The organism is Halomonas sp. SIMBA_159, assembly GCF_046536035.1.
Lineage (GTDB): Bacteria > Pseudomonadota > Gammaproteobacteria > Pseudomonadales > Halomonadaceae > Vreelandella > Vreelandella venusta_A.
Window position 1 is genome coordinate 142005 of the sequence record NZ_JAWJBT010000004.1, and the last position, 21027, is coordinate 163031.

The 21027-nt window shown below is 56.8% G+C and carries 15 protein-coding genes; 5 read left to right on the top strand and 10 right to left on the bottom strand.

Translation table 11 applies throughout. The features are described 5' to 3' along the window. The first annotated feature begins 437 nt into the window (after nucleotides 1-437). The 4 genes from R0J87_RS04015 to R0J87_RS04030 all read left to right on the top strand — a co-directional run bounded on the left by R0J87_RS04015 (nucleotide 438) and on the right by R0J87_RS04030 (nucleotide 7191). Nucleotides 438-698: a DUF4212 domain-containing protein gene (locus R0J87_RS04015; RefSeq protein ID WP_159343126.1), complete on the top strand. Its 261-nt coding sequence runs from the start codon at nucleotides 438-440 to the stop codon at nucleotides 696-698. Between the two features lie 6 nt (nucleotides 699-704). Beyond that, complete coding sequence (locus R0J87_RS04020) at nucleotides 705-2486, top strand: sodium:solute symporter family protein (protein WP_498884509.1); 1782 nt, start codon at nucleotides 705-707, stop codon at nucleotides 2484-2486. Nucleotides 2487-2591: 105 nt separating this feature from the next. Beyond that, nucleotides 2592-3122 (top strand): hypothetical protein, encoded by a 531-nt coding sequence (locus R0J87_RS04025; protein ID WP_498884510.1) that lies wholly within the window; start codon nucleotides 2592-2594, stop codon nucleotides 3120-3122. Between the two features lie 127 nt (nucleotides 3123-3249). Beyond that, nucleotides 3250-7191, top strand: coding sequence for a NahK/ErcS family hybrid sensor histidine kinase/response regulator (locus tag R0J87_RS04030; protein WP_498884511.1), 3942 nt, complete (start codon nucleotides 3250-3252; stop codon nucleotides 7189-7191). Nucleotides 7192-7291: 100 nt separating this feature from the next. Here the strand turns inward: R0J87_RS04030 and R0J87_RS04035 are convergent, their stop codons facing one another. The 3 genes from R0J87_RS04035 to R0J87_RS04045 all read right to left on the bottom strand — a co-directional run bounded on the left by R0J87_RS04035 (nucleotide 7292) and on the right by R0J87_RS04045 (nucleotide 10893). Then, nucleotides 7292-7954, bottom strand: coding sequence for a response regulator (locus tag R0J87_RS04035; RefSeq protein ID WP_188639006.1), 663 nt, complete (start codon nucleotides 7952-7954; stop codon nucleotides 7292-7294). A 271-nt stretch (nucleotides 7955-8225) separates the two neighbouring features. Then, entirely contained in the window at nucleotides 8226-10175 is a 1950-nt protein-coding gene (gene acs, locus R0J87_RS04040; protein ID WP_498884512.1) for an acetate--CoA ligase, read from the bottom strand. A gap of 169 nt (nucleotides 10176-10344) precedes the next feature. Further along, entirely contained in the window at nucleotides 10345-10893 is a 549-nt protein-coding gene (locus R0J87_RS04045) for a SprT family zinc-dependent metalloprotease (protein WP_498884566.1), read from the bottom strand. A gap of 88 nt (nucleotides 10894-10981) precedes the next feature. Here R0J87_RS04045 and R0J87_RS04050 point away from each other — a divergent pair, with 88 nt between their 5' ends. Then, a complete protein-coding gene (locus tag R0J87_RS04050) occupies nucleotides 10982-11662 on the top strand; it encodes a YecA/YgfB family protein (protein WP_404343365.1) in 681 nt (226 codons plus the stop codon). An 8-nt stretch (nucleotides 11663-11670) separates the two neighbouring features. Here R0J87_RS04050 and R0J87_RS04055 read toward each other — a convergent pair whose 3' ends face one another. From R0J87_RS04055 to ampD, 7 genes are all read right to left on the bottom strand, one after another. Beyond that, nucleotides 11671-12792 (bottom strand): phospholipase D-like domain-containing protein, encoded by a 1122-nt coding sequence (locus R0J87_RS04055; protein WP_498884513.1) that lies wholly within the window; start codon nucleotides 12790-12792, stop codon nucleotides 11671-11673. Nucleotides 12793-12833: 41 nt separating this feature from the next. Then, on the bottom strand, nucleotides 12834-13544 hold the full coding sequence (locus R0J87_RS04060) for a class I SAM-dependent methyltransferase (protein WP_498884515.1): 711 nt from the start codon (nucleotides 13542-13544) through the stop codon (nucleotides 12834-12836). Next, entirely contained in the window at nucleotides 13541-14242 is a 702-nt protein-coding gene (tsaB, locus tag R0J87_RS04065) for a tRNA (adenosine(37)-N6)-threonylcarbamoyltransferase complex dimerization subunit type 1 TsaB (protein ID WP_404343371.1), read from the bottom strand. The genes R0J87_RS04060 and tsaB overlap by 4 nt, the downstream gene beginning before the upstream one ends. A gap of 118 nt (nucleotides 14243-14360) precedes the next feature. Beyond that, entirely contained in the window at nucleotides 14361-15014 is a 654-nt protein-coding gene (gene adk, locus R0J87_RS04070) for an adenylate kinase (protein WP_498884517.1), read from the bottom strand. Between the two features lie 264 nt (nucleotides 15015-15278). Next, entirely contained in the window at nucleotides 15279-17279 is a 2001-nt protein-coding gene (aceF, locus tag R0J87_RS04075) for a pyruvate dehydrogenase complex dihydrolipoyllysine-residue acetyltransferase (RefSeq protein ID WP_498884518.1), read from the bottom strand. Nucleotides 17280-17337: 58 nt separating this feature from the next. Next, complete coding sequence (aceE, locus tag R0J87_RS04080; protein ID WP_498884519.1) at nucleotides 17338-20010, bottom strand: pyruvate dehydrogenase (acetyl-transferring), homodimeric type; 2673 nt, start codon at nucleotides 20008-20010, stop codon at nucleotides 17338-17340. A 408-nt stretch (nucleotides 20011-20418) separates the two neighbouring features. Further along, nucleotides 20419-20994, bottom strand: coding sequence for a 1,6-anhydro-N-acetylmuramyl-L-alanine amidase AmpD (gene ampD / locus R0J87_RS04085; protein WP_498884520.1), 576 nt, complete (start codon nucleotides 20992-20994; stop codon nucleotides 20419-20421). Nucleotides 20995-21027: the final 33 nt, after the last annotated feature.

Here is a 21027-nt window from a genome sequence, read left to right on the forward strand (position 1 = left end):
CCGAGCCATAGACCATTGTCCTATCACCCGACACCTGGCGTTTAAAAAACGATGAAAAACCAATATAAATAATGCTTTATATTCACAACGACCATTTTCACTACGCTGCTAAGCGCGCCTGATACCAAAGTCTGGGATTTATTTTTTTCAATTATTGCCCAGTATTATCAACGAGTCATACAGGGTAATCGCACGACACCTATCTAATGCACTTCCTAACGCACTTCACGCTGATGCATGGAAAGCCGCTGACGATAACTTGATGATCACCCAACAACGATACAAGACATCTTAAAAGAAGAAGGTGACGTGCCTGGCAACACTGCCTTACCGCTCAACACTCAGTGCGGTTTTTGTATGCGGGGTTGCCCTGATGGATCACACGCTATCTTGAGTTCACTTTCCAACCCTAAAAATCACAACTGGAGAGCAACACAATGGCAGACGATAAATCCAATGCTGCTGAATACTGGAAGGCCAACGTCCGTCTGATCTTCGGATGCCTAGTGGTTTGGGCATTTGTCTCTTATGGATGCGCCATCCTCTTTCGTCCGCTTCTCGCGGGCATTCCCGTTGGCGGTACGGACCTGGGCTTCTGGTTTGCTCAGCAAGGCTCCATTCTTACCTTCATCGTGCTGATCTTCTTCTATGCCTGGAGAATGAACACGCTCGACAAAAAATACGGCCTGGGGGAGTAAGCCAGTATGAGCCAGTTTGCAATCAACTTACTGTTTGTTGGCGCCTCGTTTGCGCTCTATATCGGGATTGCGATATGGGCGCGAGCGGGCTCCACCAAAGACTTCTATGTCGCCGGCGGCGGCGTACACCCCATCACCAACGGCATGGCAACAGCGGCCGACTGGATGTCTGCGGCATCGTTTATCTCCATGGCGGGTCTTTTGGCCTCTGGCGGTTACGCTAACTCCACCTTCCTCATGGGCTGGACCGGCGGCTACGTTATCCTGGCGATGCTGCTTGCCCCTTACCTGCGTAAGTTCGGCAAGTTCACCGTTCCAGATTTCATCGGCGACCGTTTCTACAGCAACACTGCGCGTTTAGTGGCGATTGTGTGCTTGATCATTGCCTCGGTAACCTACGTTATCGGCCAGATGACCGGCGCAGGCGTGGCGTTCTCCCGCTTCCTCGAAGTCAGCAACACCTGGGGTATCTGGATCGCTGCGTTTATCGTCTTCCTTTACGCCGTATTCGGCGGTATGAAAGGCATCACGTATACGCAGGTTGCTCAGTACGTGGTACTGATCATCGCCTATACCATTCCGGCGGTGTTTATCGCCATGCAGCTCACCGGCAACCCGATTCCGATGTTCGGTATGTTCAGCACGCACACTGAATCTGGCGTTCCGCTGCTGCAAAAACTGGATGATGTGGTATCCGCACTTGGCTTCCGCGACTACACCGCCGATGTGGATAACAAGCTCAACATGGTGCTATTCACCCTGTCGCTGATGGTCGGTACTGCTGGCCTGCCCCACGTTATCATTCGCTTCTTCACCGTACCGAAAGTGGCCGATGCACGCTGGTCAGCGGGCTGGGCACTGGTATTCATCGCCCTGCTCTACCTGACAGCGCCTGCGGTTGGTTCCATGGCACGTCTGAACCTGATGACCACTGTCTATCCGGAAATGGCTGGCCAAACAGAGAACTACGAAGAAGCTGCGCGTAACCCGATCCTCTACGAAGATCGTCCTGCGTGGTTCAGCACCTGGGAAGAGACCGGCCTGATCACCCACAACGACCTGAACGAAGATGGCCGCATCCAGTTCTACAACGGCACGGCTGACTTTGCAGATCGCGGTTGGGAAGGCAACGAGCTAGAAGTTAACAACGACATCCTGGTACTGGCGAACCCAGAAATTGCCAACCTGCCAGGCTGGGTAGTGGGCTTGATTGCAGCGGGCGGTATCGCAGCGGCACTCTCTACGGCAGCGGGTCTGCTCTTGGCGATCTCTTCGGCTATCAGTCATGACTTGATCAAGACCATGATCAACCCGAAAATCTCCGAGAAAGGCGAAATGCTCGCGGCGCGTATATCCATGGGCGGTGCGATCTTGCTGGCGACCTATTTAGGGCTTAACCCGCCTGGGTTTGCTGCGCAAACCGTGGCACTTGCCTTCGGTATTGCCGGTGCCTCGCTGTTCCCTGCGCTGATGATGGGTATCTTCTCCAAGCGCATGAACAACAAAGGCGCAATCGCCGGTATGCTGGCGGGTCTGATCTGCACCCTGCTCTACATCTTCACCTACCTGGGCTGGTTCTTTGTTCCAGGCACCAACATGCTGGCCAACACGCCGGATAACTGGATGCTGGGCATTTCTCCCCTCTCGTTTGGTGCCGTAGGCGCGGTGATTAACTTCTCAGTGGCCTTCCTTGTCTCTAACGCCACCGATGCACCGCCGCAAGAAATTCAGGACCTTGTGGAAAGCGTACGCTATCCGAAAGGTGCTGGTGCAGCAGTTGATCACTAAGTCATAATCGTTCCTCGCTATTGCGCCACTGGCCAGTAGCATCATGGGACCACTTACCATCGGGCTTCCTCAGGGGAGCCCGATGGCTTTTAAGAAGGAAACGTTATGATTTGGCACTTAGTGGCCGCTGTTTTTGCAGGCCTTGCGGCTGCCGGTATTGGCTTACTGCTTCGCACCTTGAGCCGTAAGCGGCTTCCTAAATGGATGGTTCCGGTGTTTGGTGGCCTAGGCATGCTGGGGTATCAGGTTCAGTTCGAGTACGACTGGTTCGAGCATAAGCAGCTACAGCTGCCGGAAACAGCCCAAGTAATTTCCAGCGACACCTCCAGCAATATGTGGCGCCCATGGACGCTTTTTTTCCCGATCACGACCACCTTTAGCGTGGTGGACAGCGAGAACGTGCGGGCCCAAAGCGTCGATGGCGATCTGGTAGCCGAATTTATTCTTTACCAGTTCGAGCGCCGCCATACGGATCTGATTACCACGCAGCCCTATATCCTCAACTGCTCAAGCCGAGAGCTGGTTCCGCTACACCCAGAAACGGGAGAGGCGGATCTCAATGAGCTACGCACACTCCGTGACACCTCACCGCTGCTGACCACCGTTTGCCAACTGGCCAACGAACGGCAGACGTAGCGCCTCCCCTTCGCCTAGAATGGAGCCCTTTGCTGGGCGAAGGTCGGTTTAGACGTGCTGTTTAGACGCACCGCTCAGAAGCGCTATTTAAAGGTACTGTTAAAAGTACGATTGGTGAGGAGACACTATGTTTCATGGCGGGCTGCTTGTCGCGGTGTCACTGCTCTATATCGCAGTGCTGTTTGGTATTGCCTGGTTTGGCGACCGGCGTGCACGCACTCACGGCGCTAGCCGCCGCCGCCCAATTATTTATAGCTTGGCACTCGCCATCTACTGCACGTCGTGGACGTTTTACGGCGCAGTGGGCCAAGCGGCCACCGCGGGCTGGTCGTTTGCCAGTATCTTTGTCGGGCCTATTCTGACCTTTTTACTGTTCTGGCCCGTGCTCGCGAAAATGATCCGCGTCGCCAAGCACCAAAACGTCACCTCCATTGCCGACTTTATCGCCTCCCGCTACGGCAAAACCCAATCTTTGGCAGCTTTTGCTAGCCTTGTGGCCCTGATTGGCACGCTGCCCTATATCGCCCTACAGCTAAAAGCGGTCTCCACCACCTTTAGCGTGTTGACCGATGCCCAAGATATGACCCACACCCCGCTGTTTGGCGATACGGCCTTTTATGTGGCGGTGGTGATGGCCATTTTTGCCATTCTATTTGGCACCCGGCATACCGATGCCACCGAGCACCACGAAGGGTTGATCCATGCAGTCGCCTTTGAGTCGCTGGTCAAGCTGGTGGCGTTTTTGGTGCTGGGCGCCTTTGTCACCTGGGGCATGTTTGACGGCTTAGGCGAGCTGATGGGCCACGCCGAAAGCCAGCTAGAGCTACAGCGCCAGCTCGCCAACCAAGACTTCGGCCAAAGCTTCTGGGCGCAGACGCTGCTCGCTATGCTGGCCATTCTTTGCCTGCCGCGCCAGTTTCACGTGGCGGTGGTGGAAAACATCCATCCCGATGATGCCACTAAGGCTCGCTGGCTGTTCCCGCTTTACTTGCTGGCGATTGCTTTCTTCGTCGTGCCGCTGGCGGCGGCTGGCCTGCTGCTGTTTTCAGAAAGCGGCGTGGAGCCCGATACCTACGTACTCGCCCTGTCGATGGCCTCGGGCCAGCAGTGGCTCACGCTGCTCACGTTTATCGGCGGATTCTCTGCCGCCACGGGCATGGTGATTGTGGCGGCGGTGGCCGTTTCGATCATGATCTCGAACGAAATTGTAATCCCAGCGCTCTTCAGGCTGCGCTGGTTTGACACCAAAGCCCGCGACTATGGCCGCTTGGTGCTGCGCGCCCGGCGCCTCACTATCGTGGCCGTGCTGGCCATGGCGTACGGCTTTTATCAGCTGATTGGCGAGTTCACCTCGCTGGCCTCCATCGGCATGCTCTCGTTTGCAGCAGCGGCCCAGTTTGCTCCGGCGCTGATTGGCGGGCTGTACTGGAAACGCGGCAACCGCCTAGGCGTAATCGTGGGCATGAACGTAGGCTTTGCTATTTGGGCGTATAGCCTGCTCATGCCTGCCATGATTAACGCTGGCGTGCTGCCACAAGCATGGCTGGCCGGTGGCCCGCTGGGACTTAACTGGCTATCACCTACAGCACTATTTGGCCTGAACCTGGGGGATACGTTTACCCACGGGGTCATGCTGTCGCTCGGCATCAACTTGTTCTGCTATATCTTTGTCTCGCAGGTAACCTCGCAGCGAGTCGTGGAGCGCATTCAGGCCTCACTGTTTGTGGATAGCGTTGAAACCCGCCAGACCTCCGTGAATCGCCCTTGGACCGGTGCCACCACCGTGGGCGATTTGAAAGTGCTGTGTGAGCGCTTCTTAGGCGCGGGACAAGTCGATCGAGCCTTTGATGATTACGCACGCCGAGCGGGCAAGCCGCTGGATGACGGAACCCGTGCCTCCATCGATTTGATTCAGTTTACCGAGCGCTTTCTCGCGTCTGTCTTAGGAGCTTCTTCAGCGCGGATCGTAGTGAACTCTGCACTTCAAGGGCGGGGCATCGGTATTTCCGATGTCATTTCGATTGTGGATGAAGCGTCTCAGGTGTTGGAGTTCAACCGCGCCCTGCTGCAGGCCACTATCGAGAACATCAACCAGGGCATTAGCGTGGTCGATCAGAACCTACGCCTGGTGGTGTGGAATCAGCGCTATTTAGAGCTGTTCCGCTTTCCTGATCACATTATTCGCGTTGGCGCACCGATGGACCGCATCTTCCGCTACAACGCCCACAACGGCGAGTACGGCCCCGGCGACCCGGAAGAGCACGTACAGCTGCTGCTGGATAACATTCGCGACGGCCAGCCCCACCGCTACGTGCGCTACCGCCAGGATGGCAGCGTATTAGAAGTACAGGGTAACCCCATGCCCGGCGGCGGCTTCGTGTATACCTATCAGGATATTACCCAGCAAAAGCGCATCGAAGAGGCGCTGATTCGCTCGGAAAATAATATCCGTATCTATACCGATAACGTTCCCGCGCTGATCGCCTACTTCGATAAAGAGAGCCGCTACCTGTTTACCAACCGCGCTTACGAGCAGGCGTTCAGCATCGACCGTAACGCGGTCATCGGGCGTCGCTACGCAGACGTGCTGCCGGTGAAACAGGCAGAGGAGCGTGTACCCTGGGTGCAGCGCACCCTGGCCGGTGAGCGGGTGAGTTTCGAAGTCTCCATGCGGGTCAACGACGCCATGCGCTATATGCTGGTGACCTACACCCCACACTTTGGCGACAGCCAGTCGATCTTGGGCTTCTTCGCGCTGTATCAAGACATTACCGAGCGTCGTCAGGCGGAAATCGCCCTGAAAGAGACCAATGAAACGCTGGAAGAGCGGGTGCGCGAGCGTACTCAAGCGCTGTCGGAAGCCAACGCCGCCCTGCGCCAGGAGAACCGCGTGCGCGCTGAAGCCGAACAGGCACTGCGCCAAGCTAAACAGCTCGCGGAAGATGCTAACGCCTCGAAAACGCGCTTTTTGGCCGCCGCTAGCCACGACCTGTTGCAGCCTTTAAACGCCGCGCGGCTGTTTACCTCGGCGCTGATGCAAAACGTCACCGCCAGCGACACCCAGCGCACCATTGGCCATATCGACAACTCGCTGCAAGCGGCCGAAGAGCTGCTGGGTACGCTGCTGGATATCTCAAAACTAGATGCCGGTGCGCTGACGCCACGTCGCAGCCATTTCGCCTTAGCCGATATTTTCCGCCCGCTACGCGCTGAGTTTGAGGTGATGGCCGATGATCGCGGCTTGGATCTTGACGTTGTGCCCACTCAACAATGGGTGGACTCCGACCCGCAGATGCTGCGTCGCATCGTGCAAAACTTCCTCTCCAATGCGATTCGCTACACTCAAGAAGGCCGCGTGCTATTGGGCTGCCGTCGCCAGAGTGGGCGGCTGCTGATTGAGGTGTGGGACAGCGGCCCAGGGATTCCTGAATCCAAGCTGACGGAAATCTTCCAGGAGTTCCGCCGTCTGGATCAGGTATCCCGCCATAAAGAGAGCGAAAAGGGCCTTGGGCTGGGGCTCTCCATTGCCGACCGTATGAGCCGCGTGCTGGATCATCCCATCAAAGTGCGTTCCTGGGTTGGCGTGGGAACGGTGTTTTCTGTGAGCGTGCCCACGGTGGCCGCGCGGGAAATAACCGTCGCAGAGCAGGAGCCCAACAGCCGTCGCAGCGGGAACAAGCTGGCGGGCACACGGATCGTGTGTATTGATAACGAGACGCTGATCCTAGAAGGCATGACCGCCATGTTAAGTGGCTGGGGCTGCGAGGTGTTTACCGCTACCAGTATCGGCGGAGCTAAATCAATTTTGCGCAATATGGACGGCGACCCCGACGCTATCCTGGCGGACTACCACCTGGATAACGAAGTGACCGGCTTAATGGCCCTAGAAGCCCTTAGCGAGCGTTTTGCAGGGGCCGTGCCGGGCATTGTGATTACCGCTGATCGTACAGAGGTGGTCGCTGAAGAGGTCAAACGGGCAGGCTACCAGCTGCTGTTAAAACCGGTGAAGCCTGCTGCGCTGCGCGCGCTACTGACCCGCACTCTCCAGGCCAGCCGCGCCAACTCTTAATCATGAGTGCTAAAACAGTAGCCCTAAAACGGTAGTCCTAAAACAGCAGCGCCGCGCTTAGCAAAGACTAAGCGCGGCGCTGTTTACTGACCGTAAGCCGTTAAGACTCGACTTTCGGCGGCTCCACTTCCAGTTTCTGCGCGGCGATGACCGCCTGGGTACGGGAGTGCACACCTAGCTTACGTAAAATCGCGGTCACGTGAGCTTTGATGGTCGCTTCTGATACGCTGAGTTCATAGGCGATTTGCTTGTTCAGCAGGCCTTCGGTCAGCATATTCAGTACGCGAAACTGCTGGGGCGTCAGCGAGGCAATCGCCTCAGCAAAGCGCGACTCCTCTTCGCTGGTTTCTTCCAGCACATTGGCTAGCGCTTCGGGCAGCCACACTTCACCCTGCAAAATCTCGCCCACTGCTTCTGCAATCAGCTGCAGCGACGATGATTTAGGAATGAAGCCCGAGGCGCCATAGTCGATAGCACGGCGCACGACGTAGGGCTCATCGCTGCCGGACACCACCGCTACCGGAATATCCGGCATCTGCCCGCGCAGTTGAATAAGACCCGAAAAGCCATGGGCTCCGGGCATATGAAGATCCAACAGAATCAAATCCGCATCGGGGTGTCGATTAACGACCTCCGTGGTGGCTTCCATGGTGTCGGCTTCGACAATCTCAGCCTGGGGGGCCAACTGGCGCAACGCCTGGGTGAGCGCTGCACGAAACAGCGGATGGTCGTCAGCGACGATAAACTTATGGGCTACTGCCATGGATATTCCTCCGGTTCCTCGAGCAGCGGGGTTGCCTGCCGCCGCGACGCTAGGCTCATACGGTTGAAGCATGGTACCCCATGGGCTTCATCATGCCCAAGCATCACATGCACAATTTGTCATTGAGTCGTCATCCGAACAGAAACAGCAGTGCCGGCCCTATGGCCGGCACTGCATCGGACAAGCGCAGTTTGCCTTACATGAATGAGCAAACGCTTGACGTCCGTCATTGAAACTCGCCCCTAATGCTGAATGCCTAGGGGCGAGCCGCTTACTGGTTTGCCCGATGCTCGATCAGGTCATCGACGACCGATGGGTCTGCCAGTGTACTGGTGTCACCCAGGCCATCACACTCATTGGCGGCAATTTTGCGCAAAATACGGCGCATAATTTTGCCTGAGCGGGTTTTTGGTAGCCCCGGAGCCCATTGGATAACATCCGGCGAGGCAATCGGGCCAATATCTTTGCGCACCCACTGGGTCAGCTCTTTCTTCAGCTCATCAGTGGGGTCGATGCCGCCGTTCAGGGTCACATAAATGTAGATGCCCTGACCTTTGATATCGTGGGGGAAACCCACCACCGCCGCTTCGGCGACCGAAGAGTGCGCCACCAGCGAGGACTCAATCTCAGCGGTACCCATGCGGTGACCAGAGACGTTAAGCACGTCATCCACACGGCCGGTAATCCAGTAGTAGCCATCCTCATCACGGCGGCAGCCGTCGCCGGTGAAGTACATGCCGTCGTAGGTGGAGAAATAGGTCTGAACAAAGCGTTCATGGTCACCCCAGATAGAGCGCGCTTGCCCCGGCCAGGAGTCCAGAATCACCAGGTTGCCTTCGGTAGCCCCTTCCAGCGTGTTGCCTTCGTTATCGACCAACGCGGGCTTCACACCGAAGAATGGCGTGGTTGCTGAGCCTGGCTTGAGGTCAGTGGCCCCTGGCAGCGGCGCAATCATGATGCCGCCGGTTTCGGTTTGCCACCACGTATCGACAATCGGACACTTCTCTTTGCCGATCACGCGGTAGAACCACTCCCACGCTTCCGGGTTAATGGGCTCACCCACCGACCCCAGCAGGCGCAGCGAATCACGCTTGCTGGAATCCATCACGTTATCGCCGTGGGCCATGAGTGCGCGTACGGCGGTAGGTGCGGTGTAAAGGATATTGACCTGATGCTTGTCGACGATTTCGCCCATGCGGCCGTGAGTCGGGTAGCTCGGCACGCCTTCAAACATCAGCGTGGTAGCACCGTTTGCCAGCGGGCCATAGACGATATAACTGTGGCCAGTCACCCAGCCGACGTCTGCCGTACACCAATAAATTTCGCCCTCTTGGTAGTCGAAGACGTACTGGTGGGTCATGGCGGCGTAGGTCAAGTAGCCGCCCGTGGTGTGCTTCAAGCCTTTCGGTGCGCCGGTGGAGCCTGAAGTGTAGAGAATAAACAGCGGGTCTTCCGCGTTCATGGCTTCGGCAGAGCATTCAGTGGACTGCTGGTCGACCAGCTCGTCAAACCACAGGTCGCGACCTTCCTTCCAGTCGATCTCGCCACCGGTACGCTTCACTACCAGCACGTTTTTGCACACGTCGGTGCCGTCGCGGGTCAGCGCGGAGTCGACGTTCTCTTTTAGCGGTACGTGCTTACCACCACGCACGGATTCATCGGCGGTAATAACTAGCTTGGAATCCGCACCGATCACCCGCTGAGCCACCGCGTCTGGCGAGAAACCACCAAATACCACCGAGTGCACCGCGCCAATCCGCGCACAGGCCAGCATGGCCATGGCGGCTTCGGGAATCATCGGCATATACAGCGTGACCGTATCGCCTTTTTGAATCCCCAGCGATTTCAGGCAATTGGCCAACTGGTTCGTGCGCTCGTACAGCTCACGATAAGTGATGTGTTTGGAATCGTTGGGATTATCGCCTTCCCAGATAATCGCCGTTTGGTCGCCACGCTTTTCCAAGTGGCGATCCAGGCAGTTCGCCGCCACGTTCAGTTCGCCGTCTTCAAACCAGCGGATATCAACGTTATCGCGGGCAAACGAAGTGTTCTTGATCTTGCTGGGGGTTTTGATCCAGTCGAGACGCTTGGCCTGCTCGCCCCAGAAACTTTCCGGGTCGTCCATGGACTGCTGATACATTGCCGCATATTTATCTTTATCGGCCCATGCCTTGGCAGCGATGCTATCGCGCACTGGATAGACGTTTTTATGCTCGCTCATGAAATTGCCTCTGTCCGTGAAGTTGCACTCTCTAGGAAATGGTGCCGGTCTTATTATTGGTTACACCGACGCGCGTAATATTTACCTAGCATAAACCTGTCCAGAGCGGCTTCCCTTTAGACATTGGTATTAACATTTTTAATTTTAAAAACAATAACTTAAAACACTATCATGGGTTTTCAAATGCACTGTAGACCAAGGTCTGATCACAATGACGGCAGCGATAACGACGCCCTTTAACCACTAAGGCATGACGTCTGGCCGTAAAACAGTGGGTCTGGCAGCCACACTCATAGCGATAAGGGCGCGGCTGTGAGCGCTGTGTATCAAAGCGATGGGTTACCTTTGGCACCAAGCCAAACAGGTCTCGCATCACTGCTTGCCACTCGCGTCCATGGGGTTTCAAGCGTGTGCCGTTGGCGAGGTGAAAGACCAGCCAGTGGGCCATTTCGTGGGGAATCACTTCGTCAAAGAACGCTTGGCGATTATCCGCCAGCAGCATCGGGTTGAAGCGCAGCCCGCCTCGCCCCAAATGCGCTTGCCCCGCCGAGGCTCCCCTTAAATCAAACCACACCTTGGGTTCAGGCAGCGTTGGGTACACTTCCCGACAGCGATCTAACGCCTGTACTACCCGCTGCTGAGCGGCATGAATGAGCGCCTCTTGCGAGAGCGCCATCAGATCATCGCAAGGCCACGGGGGCAGTGGTGCGATCTTCATTAGTGATAAACTAGCCATTAGTGACGTTGCTCGATTGTTCTGGATCGACAGCGGTTTCTCAAAGATGACGTTGACCACGAGGCTCCCTATGGCAGAGCGCAATAACGTGCCCGCAGCAAACTCGCCCGACAGTGTCCCGCCTCAGCCGCTGCTGGATGATGAACAGCTGGACAGGCTGGACGATTTTCTCGACTCGGATCAAGTAGGCGAAGATGCGCTTGATCTGATTTCAGCCCACGGATTTTTGGTGGCGCTGGCCGTTGCTCCCAGTGAGCAGCCACCGGCCCAGTGGTTAGAAGAGCTGTTTCAAGGCACCCCCCATTACCGGGACGACGCCGAACGCGCCGAGATTGAACACCTGCTGACACAGCTGCGTGATAACGCCATGGCAGTGCTTGAGCAAGGCGGCTTGCCGGAGCTTCCCTTTGAGCTGACCCTCGATGGCATTCCAGCTGAAGAGACACCAATTGGCGACTGGTGCGCTGGCTTTATGGAAGCGGTGTTTAGCGACGAGAGCGCTTGGTTCCAGGAAGACGAAGAAGCCGCCGCGACCCTGCTGCTACCCTTTATGCTGCTCTCCGGTTTATTTGACGATGAACCCGATATGGCGGAGATGGCGAAGGATCAAGCCAATCAAGAATCGTTAGTTGCTCAGTTGCCGGAACTCGTGCTCGACCTTTACCTGCACTACCGCGTGCCGCCTGAAACCCCCAAGCCTAAACCCCGCAAGAAAACGCCCGCCAAAGCCAAGGGTAAAAAACGTAAGTAATTGCACGGCTATTTGAGTCGCGTTACCCACCCATCAATCACCCCATATAGCCACTCCTTGGCCCGCTGCCCCCAAGGCCGCGCGGCCCAGGCAGCGGCGTCTACCTCTTGGCTGGCAGCGAAGTTGCGCTCAAAGAGCGCCTGGACTTCATCCGCAAACCCAGCATCGGCGATCTCCTGATTGGCCTCCAGGTTCCAGTGCAGATTCCAGTGATCGAAATTGCACGAGCCAAGGCTAACCCACTCGTCGGCCAAGACGAATTTGGCATGGATAAACGTTGGCTGAAACTCAAAAATGCGCACCCCTGATTTCATCAACCCCTGGTAGAAGCGCTGCCCCGCATAGCGCACACCGGGGTGATCATGCTTTGCTCCCGGCAACAACAGGCGAACATCGACGCCTCGCCGTGCAGCGCGCATTAGGCGTCGGCGCAGCGAAAACGTAGGTACAAAATAGGGCGTGCAGAGCCACAAGCGTTGTTGGGCACTGCTGACCTGCTCGTAGAGCGAATGACGAATGGCCTGATAGCGATAGCCCCTGGCCGACATGACCCTTCCCCGTACGCCATCCTCATGCACAGTAGCGCTGCGCTGTGAGGGCAGCGGGAGGGGCATTTGGCCGCCCGACGCTTGGCGGGTAAGCCGAGAGTGCCATAGACGCCGAAACAGCGTTTCCCAGTCCGCCACAGCGGGACCATCAATGCGCAGTGCAATCTCATACCAAGCTTCCAAAAACTCATCTACCGCGCCAAAGCCGCCGGTAAACGCAACTTCGCCATCCACCACCACAATCTTGCGGTGGTCGCGACTAAGATTACGGGCCAGGGAGTGAAAGCCTATGGGGTTGAAAAACTGCACCGCCACGCCTGCGGCCTGCAAGCGCTCACGGTCGTCTCGCGCTAATCCCATGGCACCGTAGCCGTCCAATAGCAGATAGGTGCTTACTCCCCGCTGCGCGGCGGCTTCCAGCGCGTCAATGACTTGGCTTGCCAGCTCGCCAGACTCCATCAAATAGAGTTCCACCAGCACGTAGTGCTGCGCTTGATTCACCGCCTCAAACATCGCTGGCAAAAAGCGCGATGCTTCCGGAAGCAGAACGACACGGTTTCCTTCTCGCCACTCGTGTTGCATAGAGACTCCTTCTCTTGCTCTAGATCTGACGATGACCGTACTTAGCGGGCCAATGAGCGATGAACGTACAAATCGTAGCGGCTCGTTTTACCTTCCAGCGTATGTTGCGGAGCGGGCCCGGCAATAGGCGGTGCTTTACGGGGTCGCTTCACCACTACGCGGTGGGTTGCCACTTCCAGCGCGGCTTCCAACAGCCGTGGGGCATCGTCGTCATCCCCGGCCAGCTCACGAAACACGCGCATCTCTTTTTTCACTAATGCGGACTTTTCGCGGTGGGGGAACATCGGGTCCAGATGAATCACCTGAGGCGCAAACTCAGCACCGGCGACGAGAGCTGCTAACTGTTCCGCGGCGTCGCCATGGCGCAGTGCCATTCGCCCGGCAATCAGTGCCGTTTCATCTGCGCTAGCGGCGCGTTCAAGGCCATCTTGCAGCAGCGCCGCAATGGCGGCGACGCGTTCAATCATTAGCACCTGCGCGCCTAGGCTTGCCAACACAAAGGCATCGCGGCCCAGACCTGCCGTGGCATCCACCACGCTCGGCGTGATGCCTTTGGTAAGCCCGCAGGCTTTGGCCACCAATTGCCCACGGCCGCCGCCGAACTGACGGCGATGCGCGGCCTTGCCCGAGACAAAATCAACGCTGAGCGGCTTGCCGTACTGGCGCTCGTCTCCGGCTAAGGCGAGCTGACCATTCACATAGCCCAGCGTTAAGCCCGGCGGCAGCGCCACCTGTGGCACTGGCTGGCTCATGCCGGTTTTTTCCAGGCGACGTTATTGCGCAAGTACACGGGCTGCGCCTCGTGGGCCGCCTGGCCTAAGCCTGCGTCCAGATCGCGAGCGGCTAGCCACGCCATTTCCTCTGCGCGTGGCTCTAAATCCGTGAGGTGCTGTGACATGCTGGCCTGCACGCCCACGGCGAACTCATCCCACAGGCTAAAGCCAGAGCCAACGCCCACCCAGTCGGTCTCATCGGCAGGAAGTCGAAACGCACCGGGAGCGATGACAACTTCGTCGCTTTGTAAGCTTACGGCGTCGTTTAGACAGTGCCAGGTGGCCGCATACACTTCGCCCATGCGGGCATCCAGAGCGGTCACGACATGGCGGAAGTGATAGCGACGGTGTGCCTGTAGCGCTAGCGCTTCCAGGGTAGAGACGCCCAGCAGCGGGCAGTCTAAGCCGAATGCCAACCCTTGGGCGGCACCGGCAGCAATACGCAGGCCGGTAAACGAACCTGGCCCACGGCCAAAGGCAATGGCGCTCAGCGACTGGGGCGTAATGCCGGCATCAGCGAGCAGTTCATCCACCATCGGCATCAGGCGTTTGGTGTGCGCACGTGGGGTCATCTCATAGCGCGCCAAACATTCACGCTGGCCGCCCGCTTGGCGGAGCAGCGCCGCTGAACAGGCGCTGGAGGAGGCATCCAGTGCCAGAAGGTATAACGACGACATAGCGATGTTGCACTCCGTAAAAATAGGCGACTAGTATACCGCCACACGCCGGTAACGACGATGGCCCGCAGGGTCACTGCAGGCCATCGTTGAGAAGCGCGCTTGTGAGGTGAAACGCTTAGTTCAGCGCTTCTTTCACCTGACGGGTAATGTCTGTCACGCTGCCTATCCCTTCTACGCGATGGTACTGAGGCGCGGCGGCAGGATCTTCTTTAGCCCACTGCTGGTAGTAGTCCACCAGCGGCGCAGTTTGATCGTGGTACACCGACAGGCGGTTACGTACCGTGGACTCTTGATCGTCTTCACGCTGAATCAGCGTTTCGCCGGTCACATCATCTTTACCCGGCTCTTTAGGCGGATTGTGCTCAACGTGGTACACGCGACCAGAGGCCGGGTGCACACGACGGCCAGCCAGGCGGCTCACAATCTCTTCATCCGGCACGGCGATTTCCAACACATGGTCGAGTTTCACACCGCCCTCTTTCATGGCATCCGCCTGAGGAATGGTGCGCGGGAAGCCGTCAAACAGAAAGCCATTAGCGCAGTCAGGCTGGCTAATGCGCTCTTTGACCAAATCAATGATGATGTCGTCTGACACCAGACCACCGCTGTTCATGATCTCTTTAACTTTAAGGCCCAGTTCGGTGCCATCTTTTATAGCGGTGCGCAGCATATCTCCGGTGGAAATCTGGGGAATCTTAAACTGCTCGCATATAAACTGAGCTTGAGTCCCTTTCCCCGCGCCGGGGGCACCCAACAGGATTAAACGCATAGCACTGCTCCTTGAATGATCGTCTTGAATGATAGTGATAGATGAAATCAATGAATCGACAATAACCGTGCCGTTCAGGGGACACAACTCCCCAAAAGCCTGAGAGCGCGATTATTTTGTGTTTTTTTGAGCAAAAACAGCAAAGTGGCCAGCATTAGTACTTTGGTCACCCTGTTTACGCCACCCACCATTGCCGCAGCTAAGTCGTTATAAACACAAGCGGCGCCCATCAGGGCGCCGCTTGTGGCTTGCTTTTATGACCGATTACAGCAGTAAACGACGGATATCGGTAAGCACGTCCGCCAGGAAGGCGGTGAAGCGCGCCGCATCCGCACCGTTAATCGCACGGTGATCGTAGGAGAGCGACAGCGGCATCATTAGGCGCGGCTGGAAGGCATTACCATCCCATACCGGCTTCATTTGCGCTTTCGATACGCCCAAAATCGCTACTTCAGGTGCATTAACAATCGGCGTGAAGGCGGTTCCACCAATCGAGCCCAGGCTCGAAATAGTGAAGCAGCCACCGGTCATCTCATCACGCTTGAGCTTCTTGGTTTGCGCTTTTTTACCTAGCTCCGCCATTTCCTTGGCAATTTCAATCAAGGACTTCTTATCGGCGTTGCGTACTACCGGCACCATCAGGCCATCCGGTGTATCCACCGCGATACCGATGTGCACGTAGTTTTTCCATACCAGCGTATCGCCGTCGCCTTTCAGGCTGACGTTGAACTGGGGGAATTTACGCAGTGCAAAGGCACACGCTTTCACCATAAACGGTAACGGCGTGAGCTTAGCGCCCTGAGCTTCGACTTCTGCTTTCATTGCTTTACGGAAGTTTTCAAGCTCGGTGATATCGGCTTCGTCAAACTGGGTCACGTGGGGCACGTTGAGCCAGCTGCGATGCAGATTGGTTGCGCCCATTTTGAGCAGGCGGCCCATCGGCTTCTCTTCCACTTCACCAAACTGGCTGAAGTCGACTTCCGGTACCGCAGGAATACCTGCCCCACCGCTGGCCGCAGGCGCTGCTGCCGGAGCTTTGCCCTGGTTCGCAATGGCTTGCTTAACGTACGCTTGTACGTCCTCTTTCAGCACGCGGTCTTTCGGACCGCTGGGCTTAACGAGGCCAATATCTACGCCCAGCTCGCGGGCCAGCATGCGTACCGCAGGGCCAGCGTGGACCAGCTTACCGTCGCGTGGCTTATGAGAGGCCATTTGCGCTTCGGGGCTTGGGGTGCCTGAAGGCGACTGAGCCGGCTTGGCACTTGATGTGCTAGCGCTGCTCTGCTGCGCCTTTTCAGGTGCTGCCTTTTTCGGCGCCGCTTTTTTGGCACCCGCCACTTCCATATAGCCGATCACATCGCCTTCAGAGACGGTGTCACCCTCTTTGACGGTCAGCTCCAGAATCTTACCCTTGAAGGGGCTCGGCACGTCCATGGAGGCTTTGTCAGACTCCAGGGTGATCAGCGGGTCTTCAACGTCAACTTCATCGCCAGCGGCCACGCCAATTTCGATAATCGGCACGTCAGAAGAGCCCGAAAGATCCGGCACGCGAATTTCTTTACGCTCCGGCTCACCGCTACCGCTCTCTTCTTCGGCCGCGTCTTCTTCAGCGGGCTCGCTGGCAGCAGCAGGCTCGTCTGCTTGTGCCGGCGCTTCCTCTTCAGCGGCATCGCCTTCACCAGCGATTTCCATCTGGCCGATGACGTCGCCTTCAGAGACGGTATCGCCTTCTTTAACGGTCAGCGCCACGATCTTGCCGCTGTGCGGGCTGGGCACATCCATAGAGGCTTTGTCAGACTCCAGGGTGATCAGCGTATCTTCAGCGTTAACTTCATCGCCTGCGCCGACGGCGACTTCGATGATCTCAACGTTGTCAGAGCCACCGAGGTCCGGGACTTTGATATCCACGGTTTGCTTGCCACCGCTGGCTTTCTTCGGCGCTGGGGCCGCTTCTGGCTGCTTGGCAGGCGCTTCGGGCTGGCTTTCTTCAGCGGCGGCTTCCGGCTCGGCATCGCTTTCACTGCCGCCTTCCACTTCCAGCTCAACGATATCGTCACCTTCGGAGACTTTATCGCCCTCTTTCACCAACACTTTGATCACCTTGCCGCCTTTCGGGGCCGGTACATCCATGCTGGCTTTGTCGGATTCCAGAGTGATCAGGGTGTCTTCCGCTTCAATGACGTCGCCTTCTGACACCGCAATCTCGATGATTTCGACATCGGTATCCCCACCGATATCGGGAACTTTGATGATTTCGCTACTCAAGGTCGCGCTCCTTCCAAATCGGATCGAGCCGGCGGGCATCTGCCCGCCGGGCAGCGGTTTAGCTAGTCAGCGGGTTCGGCTTGTTGGCGTCAATGCCATACTTTTTCAGCGCTTCGCCGACATGCTTACGATCAATCTCACCGCGGTCAGCCAGGGCACGCAGCGCGGCGACAGTGACGAAGTAACGGTCTACTTCGAAGAAGTAGCGCAGCTTCTCACGGGTATCGGAACGACCAAAACCATCGGTACCCAGTACGGTGTAGTCATTCGGCACCCAGGCACGCACCTGATCAGCGTACAGCTTCATGTAGTCAGTAGAAGCAATCACCGGGCCGTCACGGCCTTCCAGGCACTTGGTAACGTGGGGCTTATTGGCTTCAGCATCCGGGTTCAGGAAGGCTTCACGCTCCAGCAGCAGCGCTTCACGACGCAGCTCGTTAAAGCTGGTCACGCTCCAGATGTCCGCACCGATGCCCCAGTCGTTGGCCAGCAGCTCAGCGGCCGCTTCTACTTCACGCAGAATGGTGCCTGAGCCCATCAGCTGAACGCGACCTTTGTCACCCTGGGTCTCTTTGAGCAGGTACATACCTTTAACGATATCGTCAGCAGGTACGTTCTCAAGCTCAGGGTGCTCGTAGTTCTCGTTCATCACGGTCAGGTAGTAGAAGCAGTTCTCTTTATCTGTGAACATGCGCTTCAGACCATCCTGCACGATAACCGCCACTTCGTGCGCATAGGTGGGGTCGTAGCTGCGGCAGTTGGGGATGGTGGACGCCTGAATCAGGCTGTGACCATCCTGGTGCTGCAGGCCTTCACCGTTGAGCGTAGTACGCCCTGCGGTGCCGCCGACCATAAAGCCACGTGCCTGCAAGTCGCCTGCGGCCCAGGCCAAGTCACCGATACGCTGGAAGCCAAACATCGAGTAGTAGATGTAGAACGGCAGCAGGGTGACATTGTTATTGCTGTAAGAGGTCGCGGCGGCAATCCACGCCGACATCGCGCCTGCTTCAGAAATACCCTCTTCGAGAACCTGGCCTTTCTGGTCCTCGCGGTAGTACATGATCTGGCCTTTATCGACCGGCTCGTACTTCTGACCTTCAGAGGTGTAGATACCCAGCTGGCGGAACATGCCTTCCATACCGAAGGTACGCGCTTCGTCAGGAATAATCGGCACGACCTGCTTGCCCAGCTGCTTGTCTTTTACCAAACCATTAAGAATGCGCACAAACGCCATGGTGGTAGAGACTTCGCGCCCTTTAGAGCCACCCATTTGCGAGGCAAAGGTTTTGTCTTCCAGGCTCGGAATTTCTAGCGCGTCAAAGTTGCTGCGGCGGCTCGGCAGGTAGCCGTTGAGACGCTCACGCTGCAGATGCATGTACTTAAGCTCGGGAGAGTCGTCTTCCGGCTTGTAGTAAGGCACGTCTTTAAGCTGCTCGTCGGTGAGCGGAATACCGAAACGGTCGCGGAATTTCTTCAGCGCTTCGTGCTCCATGCTCTTGACCTGGTGCGCTTCGTTGGCTGCTTCGCCATCGCCGCTACCCATGCCATACCCTTTAACGGTGTGCGCCAGGATGACCGTGGGCTTGCCGTTAGTGGTGTTCACCGCTTCGTTGTACGCCGCGTAGACCTTGAACGGGTCATGGCCGCCACGGTTAAGCTTCCAGATATCTTCGTCGGTGAGGTCTTTGACCATCGCCTCGGTTTCTGGGTACTTACCAAAGAAGTGCTCACGGGTGTAAGAGCCGCCGTTCGCTTTGTAGTTTTGGTACTCGCCGTCAACCGCTTCATCCATACGTTTTTGCAGGATGCCTTTTTTGTCCTTCTCGAACAGCGGATCCCAGTGACGACCCCATACCACCTTGATCACGTTCCAACCGGCACCACGGAAGACACCTTCGAACTCGTCCATGACGCGGGAGTTACCGCGTACCGGGCCGTCCAGGCGCTGCAGGTTACAGTTGATCACGAAGATCAGGTTATCGAGGTTTTCACGGCCAGCCAGCGAGATCGCGCCCAGGGATTCCGGCTCGTCACACTCGCCGTCGCCCATGAAGCACCAAATTTTGCGGTCGTGCATATCTTTCAGCTCACGGTGATGCAAGTACTTCATCACGTGGGCTTGATAGATGGCCTGAATCGGGCCAAGACCCATCGACACCGTGGGGAACTGCCAGTAATCCGGCATCAGCCATGGGTGCGGGTAGGAGGACAGACCGTCGCCGTCGACTTCGCGGCGGAACTTGTCCATCTGCTCTTCAGACAGACGGCCTTCCAGGTACGAGCGCGCGTAAATGCCCGGCGCTACGTGACCCTGGATGTAAATCAGGTCGCCTTCAAAGTCGCCTTTGGGAGCGCGGAAGAAATGGTTGAAACCTACGTCGTACAGCGTTGCGGACGACATGAAGCTTGCAATGTGACCACCCAAGCCCGGGTTAGCCCGGTTGTTACGAATAACCTGTGCAATCGCGTTGTAGCGAATCAGAGAGCGAATGCGACGCTCCATGAATAGGTCGCCCGGCATGGGCGCTTCGCGATGAACCGGAATCGTATTACGGTGGGGGGTTGTCACCGAGAAGGGCACCTTCATCCCGTCCCGGCGCAGGCGATCCGCCAGGCGGGTCATCAGGTAGCGGGCACGATCCTCGCCCTCACGATCCAGTACCGATTCCAGGGATTCCAGCCACTCCGTGGTTTCGACCGGATCGAGATCTTCTCTTGTCTCCAGACTCATAGAGGTCTCTCCGAATGACGATAAATGACAATGAGCCCCGCCAACCCTTCGGGCCTGGGGCGGCTGCGGTGTTTAGCCACCACAGGCCAATCAATGCCACGATGCGTTTGCACCGTGCGGGGGTTTTCGTTCTACATTCAACAAGCTACGCTCGTCTTAATGTAGTAAAGCTACACATGCGTTGTAAAAATTAGCCTTTTGTATATGCGAAGATACCGCAAAGTCGCCACGCTGCCAATTCTAGTGAACTGTAAAAGGCTATCCAAAACAAACTATTGCACTGCAACATAAGCGCTTTATAAGACCTTTGTCGCTGCGACTAACGCCCTCTGAATGTAGTTAAACTACCGTTTTATTGTCTGTCATCAGAACCACTTAAACCGTGTTTTTAACCTACTCAATTGCTAATCAAACGCGGAAGGCTGCCAATCGCTGGCGAAAGTAGGCCCAATCAAAGGCAGGTCCTGGATCGGTTTTGCGCAGCGGCGCTACTTTGGCGTGACTAGTGATTCGCTCTTCCGTTAACGCTGGGTAGCGCGCCATTAAGGCCCACGTTATGGCCACTAAGGAGTCATACTGCGCCTTGGTAAAGGGCGTTTGATCATCGCCCTCAAGCTCAATGCCGACTGAAAAATCATTCAGTGCAGAACGCCAGGAGGATCTCGCCGCATCCCACCAGTAGGAGCGCCCTGCGTGCCAAGCACGCTGGTCGGTATCGACAAACTGCAGGCATTGGCCATCGCGGCGAATCAAGAAGTGCGCCGACACGCGTAGATGGGCTATTTGCGCAAAAAAGGGGTGCGCACTGGGGTCCAGACGATTGGTAAACAGCGCTTCAATGGCATCGCCTGAGAACTGCCCAGGCGGCAGGCTGATGGCATGCAGTAGCAGCAGCGACACCTCTTGATGGGGGCGCGCATCTTGATTGGGTGATCGCACTTGCCGTGCTTGGGGCCACTGCCCTGCCACGATTTCTCTGTTCATTGCCAATACGCTCCTCTACGTTCGCGCTCTGTT

Bases quoted from the DNA above. Each gene is read 5' to 3' on its own strand.
- R0J87_RS04015 (WP_159343126.1), top strand. From the start codon at position 438: ATGGCAGACGATAAATCCAATGCTGCTGAATACTGGAAGGCCAACGTC.
- R0J87_RS04020 (WP_498884509.1), top strand. From the start codon at position 705: ATGAGCCAGTTTGCAATCAACTTACTGTTTGTTGGCGCCTCGTTTGCG.
- R0J87_RS04025 (WP_498884510.1), top strand. From the start codon at position 2,592: ATGATTTGGCACTTAGTGGCCGCTGTTTTTGCAGGCCTTGCGGCTGCC.
- R0J87_RS04030 (WP_498884511.1), top strand. From the start codon at position 3,250: ATGTTTCATGGCGGGCTGCTTGTCGCGGTGTCACTGCTCTATATCGCA.
- R0J87_RS04035 (WP_188639006.1), bottom strand. From the start codon at position 7,954: ATGGCAGTAGCCCATAAGTTTATCGTCGCTGACGACCATCCGCTGTTT.
- acs (WP_498884512.1), bottom strand. From the start codon at position 10,175: ATGAGCGAGCATAAAAACGTCTATCCAGTGCGCGATAGCATCGCTGCC.
- R0J87_RS04045 (WP_498884566.1), bottom strand. From the start codon at position 10,893: ATGAAGATCGCACCACTGCCCCCGTGGCCTTGCGATGATCTGATGGCG.
- R0J87_RS04050 (WP_404343365.1), top strand. From the start codon at position 10,982: ATGGCAGAGCGCAATAACGTGCCCGCAGCAAACTCGCCCGACAGTGTC.
- R0J87_RS04055 (WP_498884513.1), bottom strand. From the start codon at position 12,792: ATGCAACACGAGTGGCGAGAAGGAAACCGTGTCGTTCTGCTTCCGGAA.
- R0J87_RS04060 (WP_498884515.1), bottom strand. From the start codon at position 13,544: ATGAGCCAGCCAGTGCCACAGGTGGCGCTGCCGCCGGGCTTAACGCTG.
- tsaB (WP_404343371.1), bottom strand. From the start codon at position 14,242: ATGTCGTCGTTATACCTTCTGGCACTGGATGCCTCCTCCAGCGCCTGT.
- adk (WP_498884517.1), bottom strand. From the start codon at position 15,014: ATGCGTTTAATCCTGTTGGGTGCCCCCGGCGCGGGGAAAGGGACTCAA.
- aceE (WP_498884519.1), bottom strand. From the start codon at position 20,010: ATGAGTCTGGAGACAAGAGAAGATCTCGATCCGGTCGAAACCACGGAG.
- ampD (WP_498884520.1), bottom strand. From the start codon at position 20,994: ATGAACAGAGAAATCGTGGCAGGGCAGTGGCCCCAAGCACGGCAAGTG.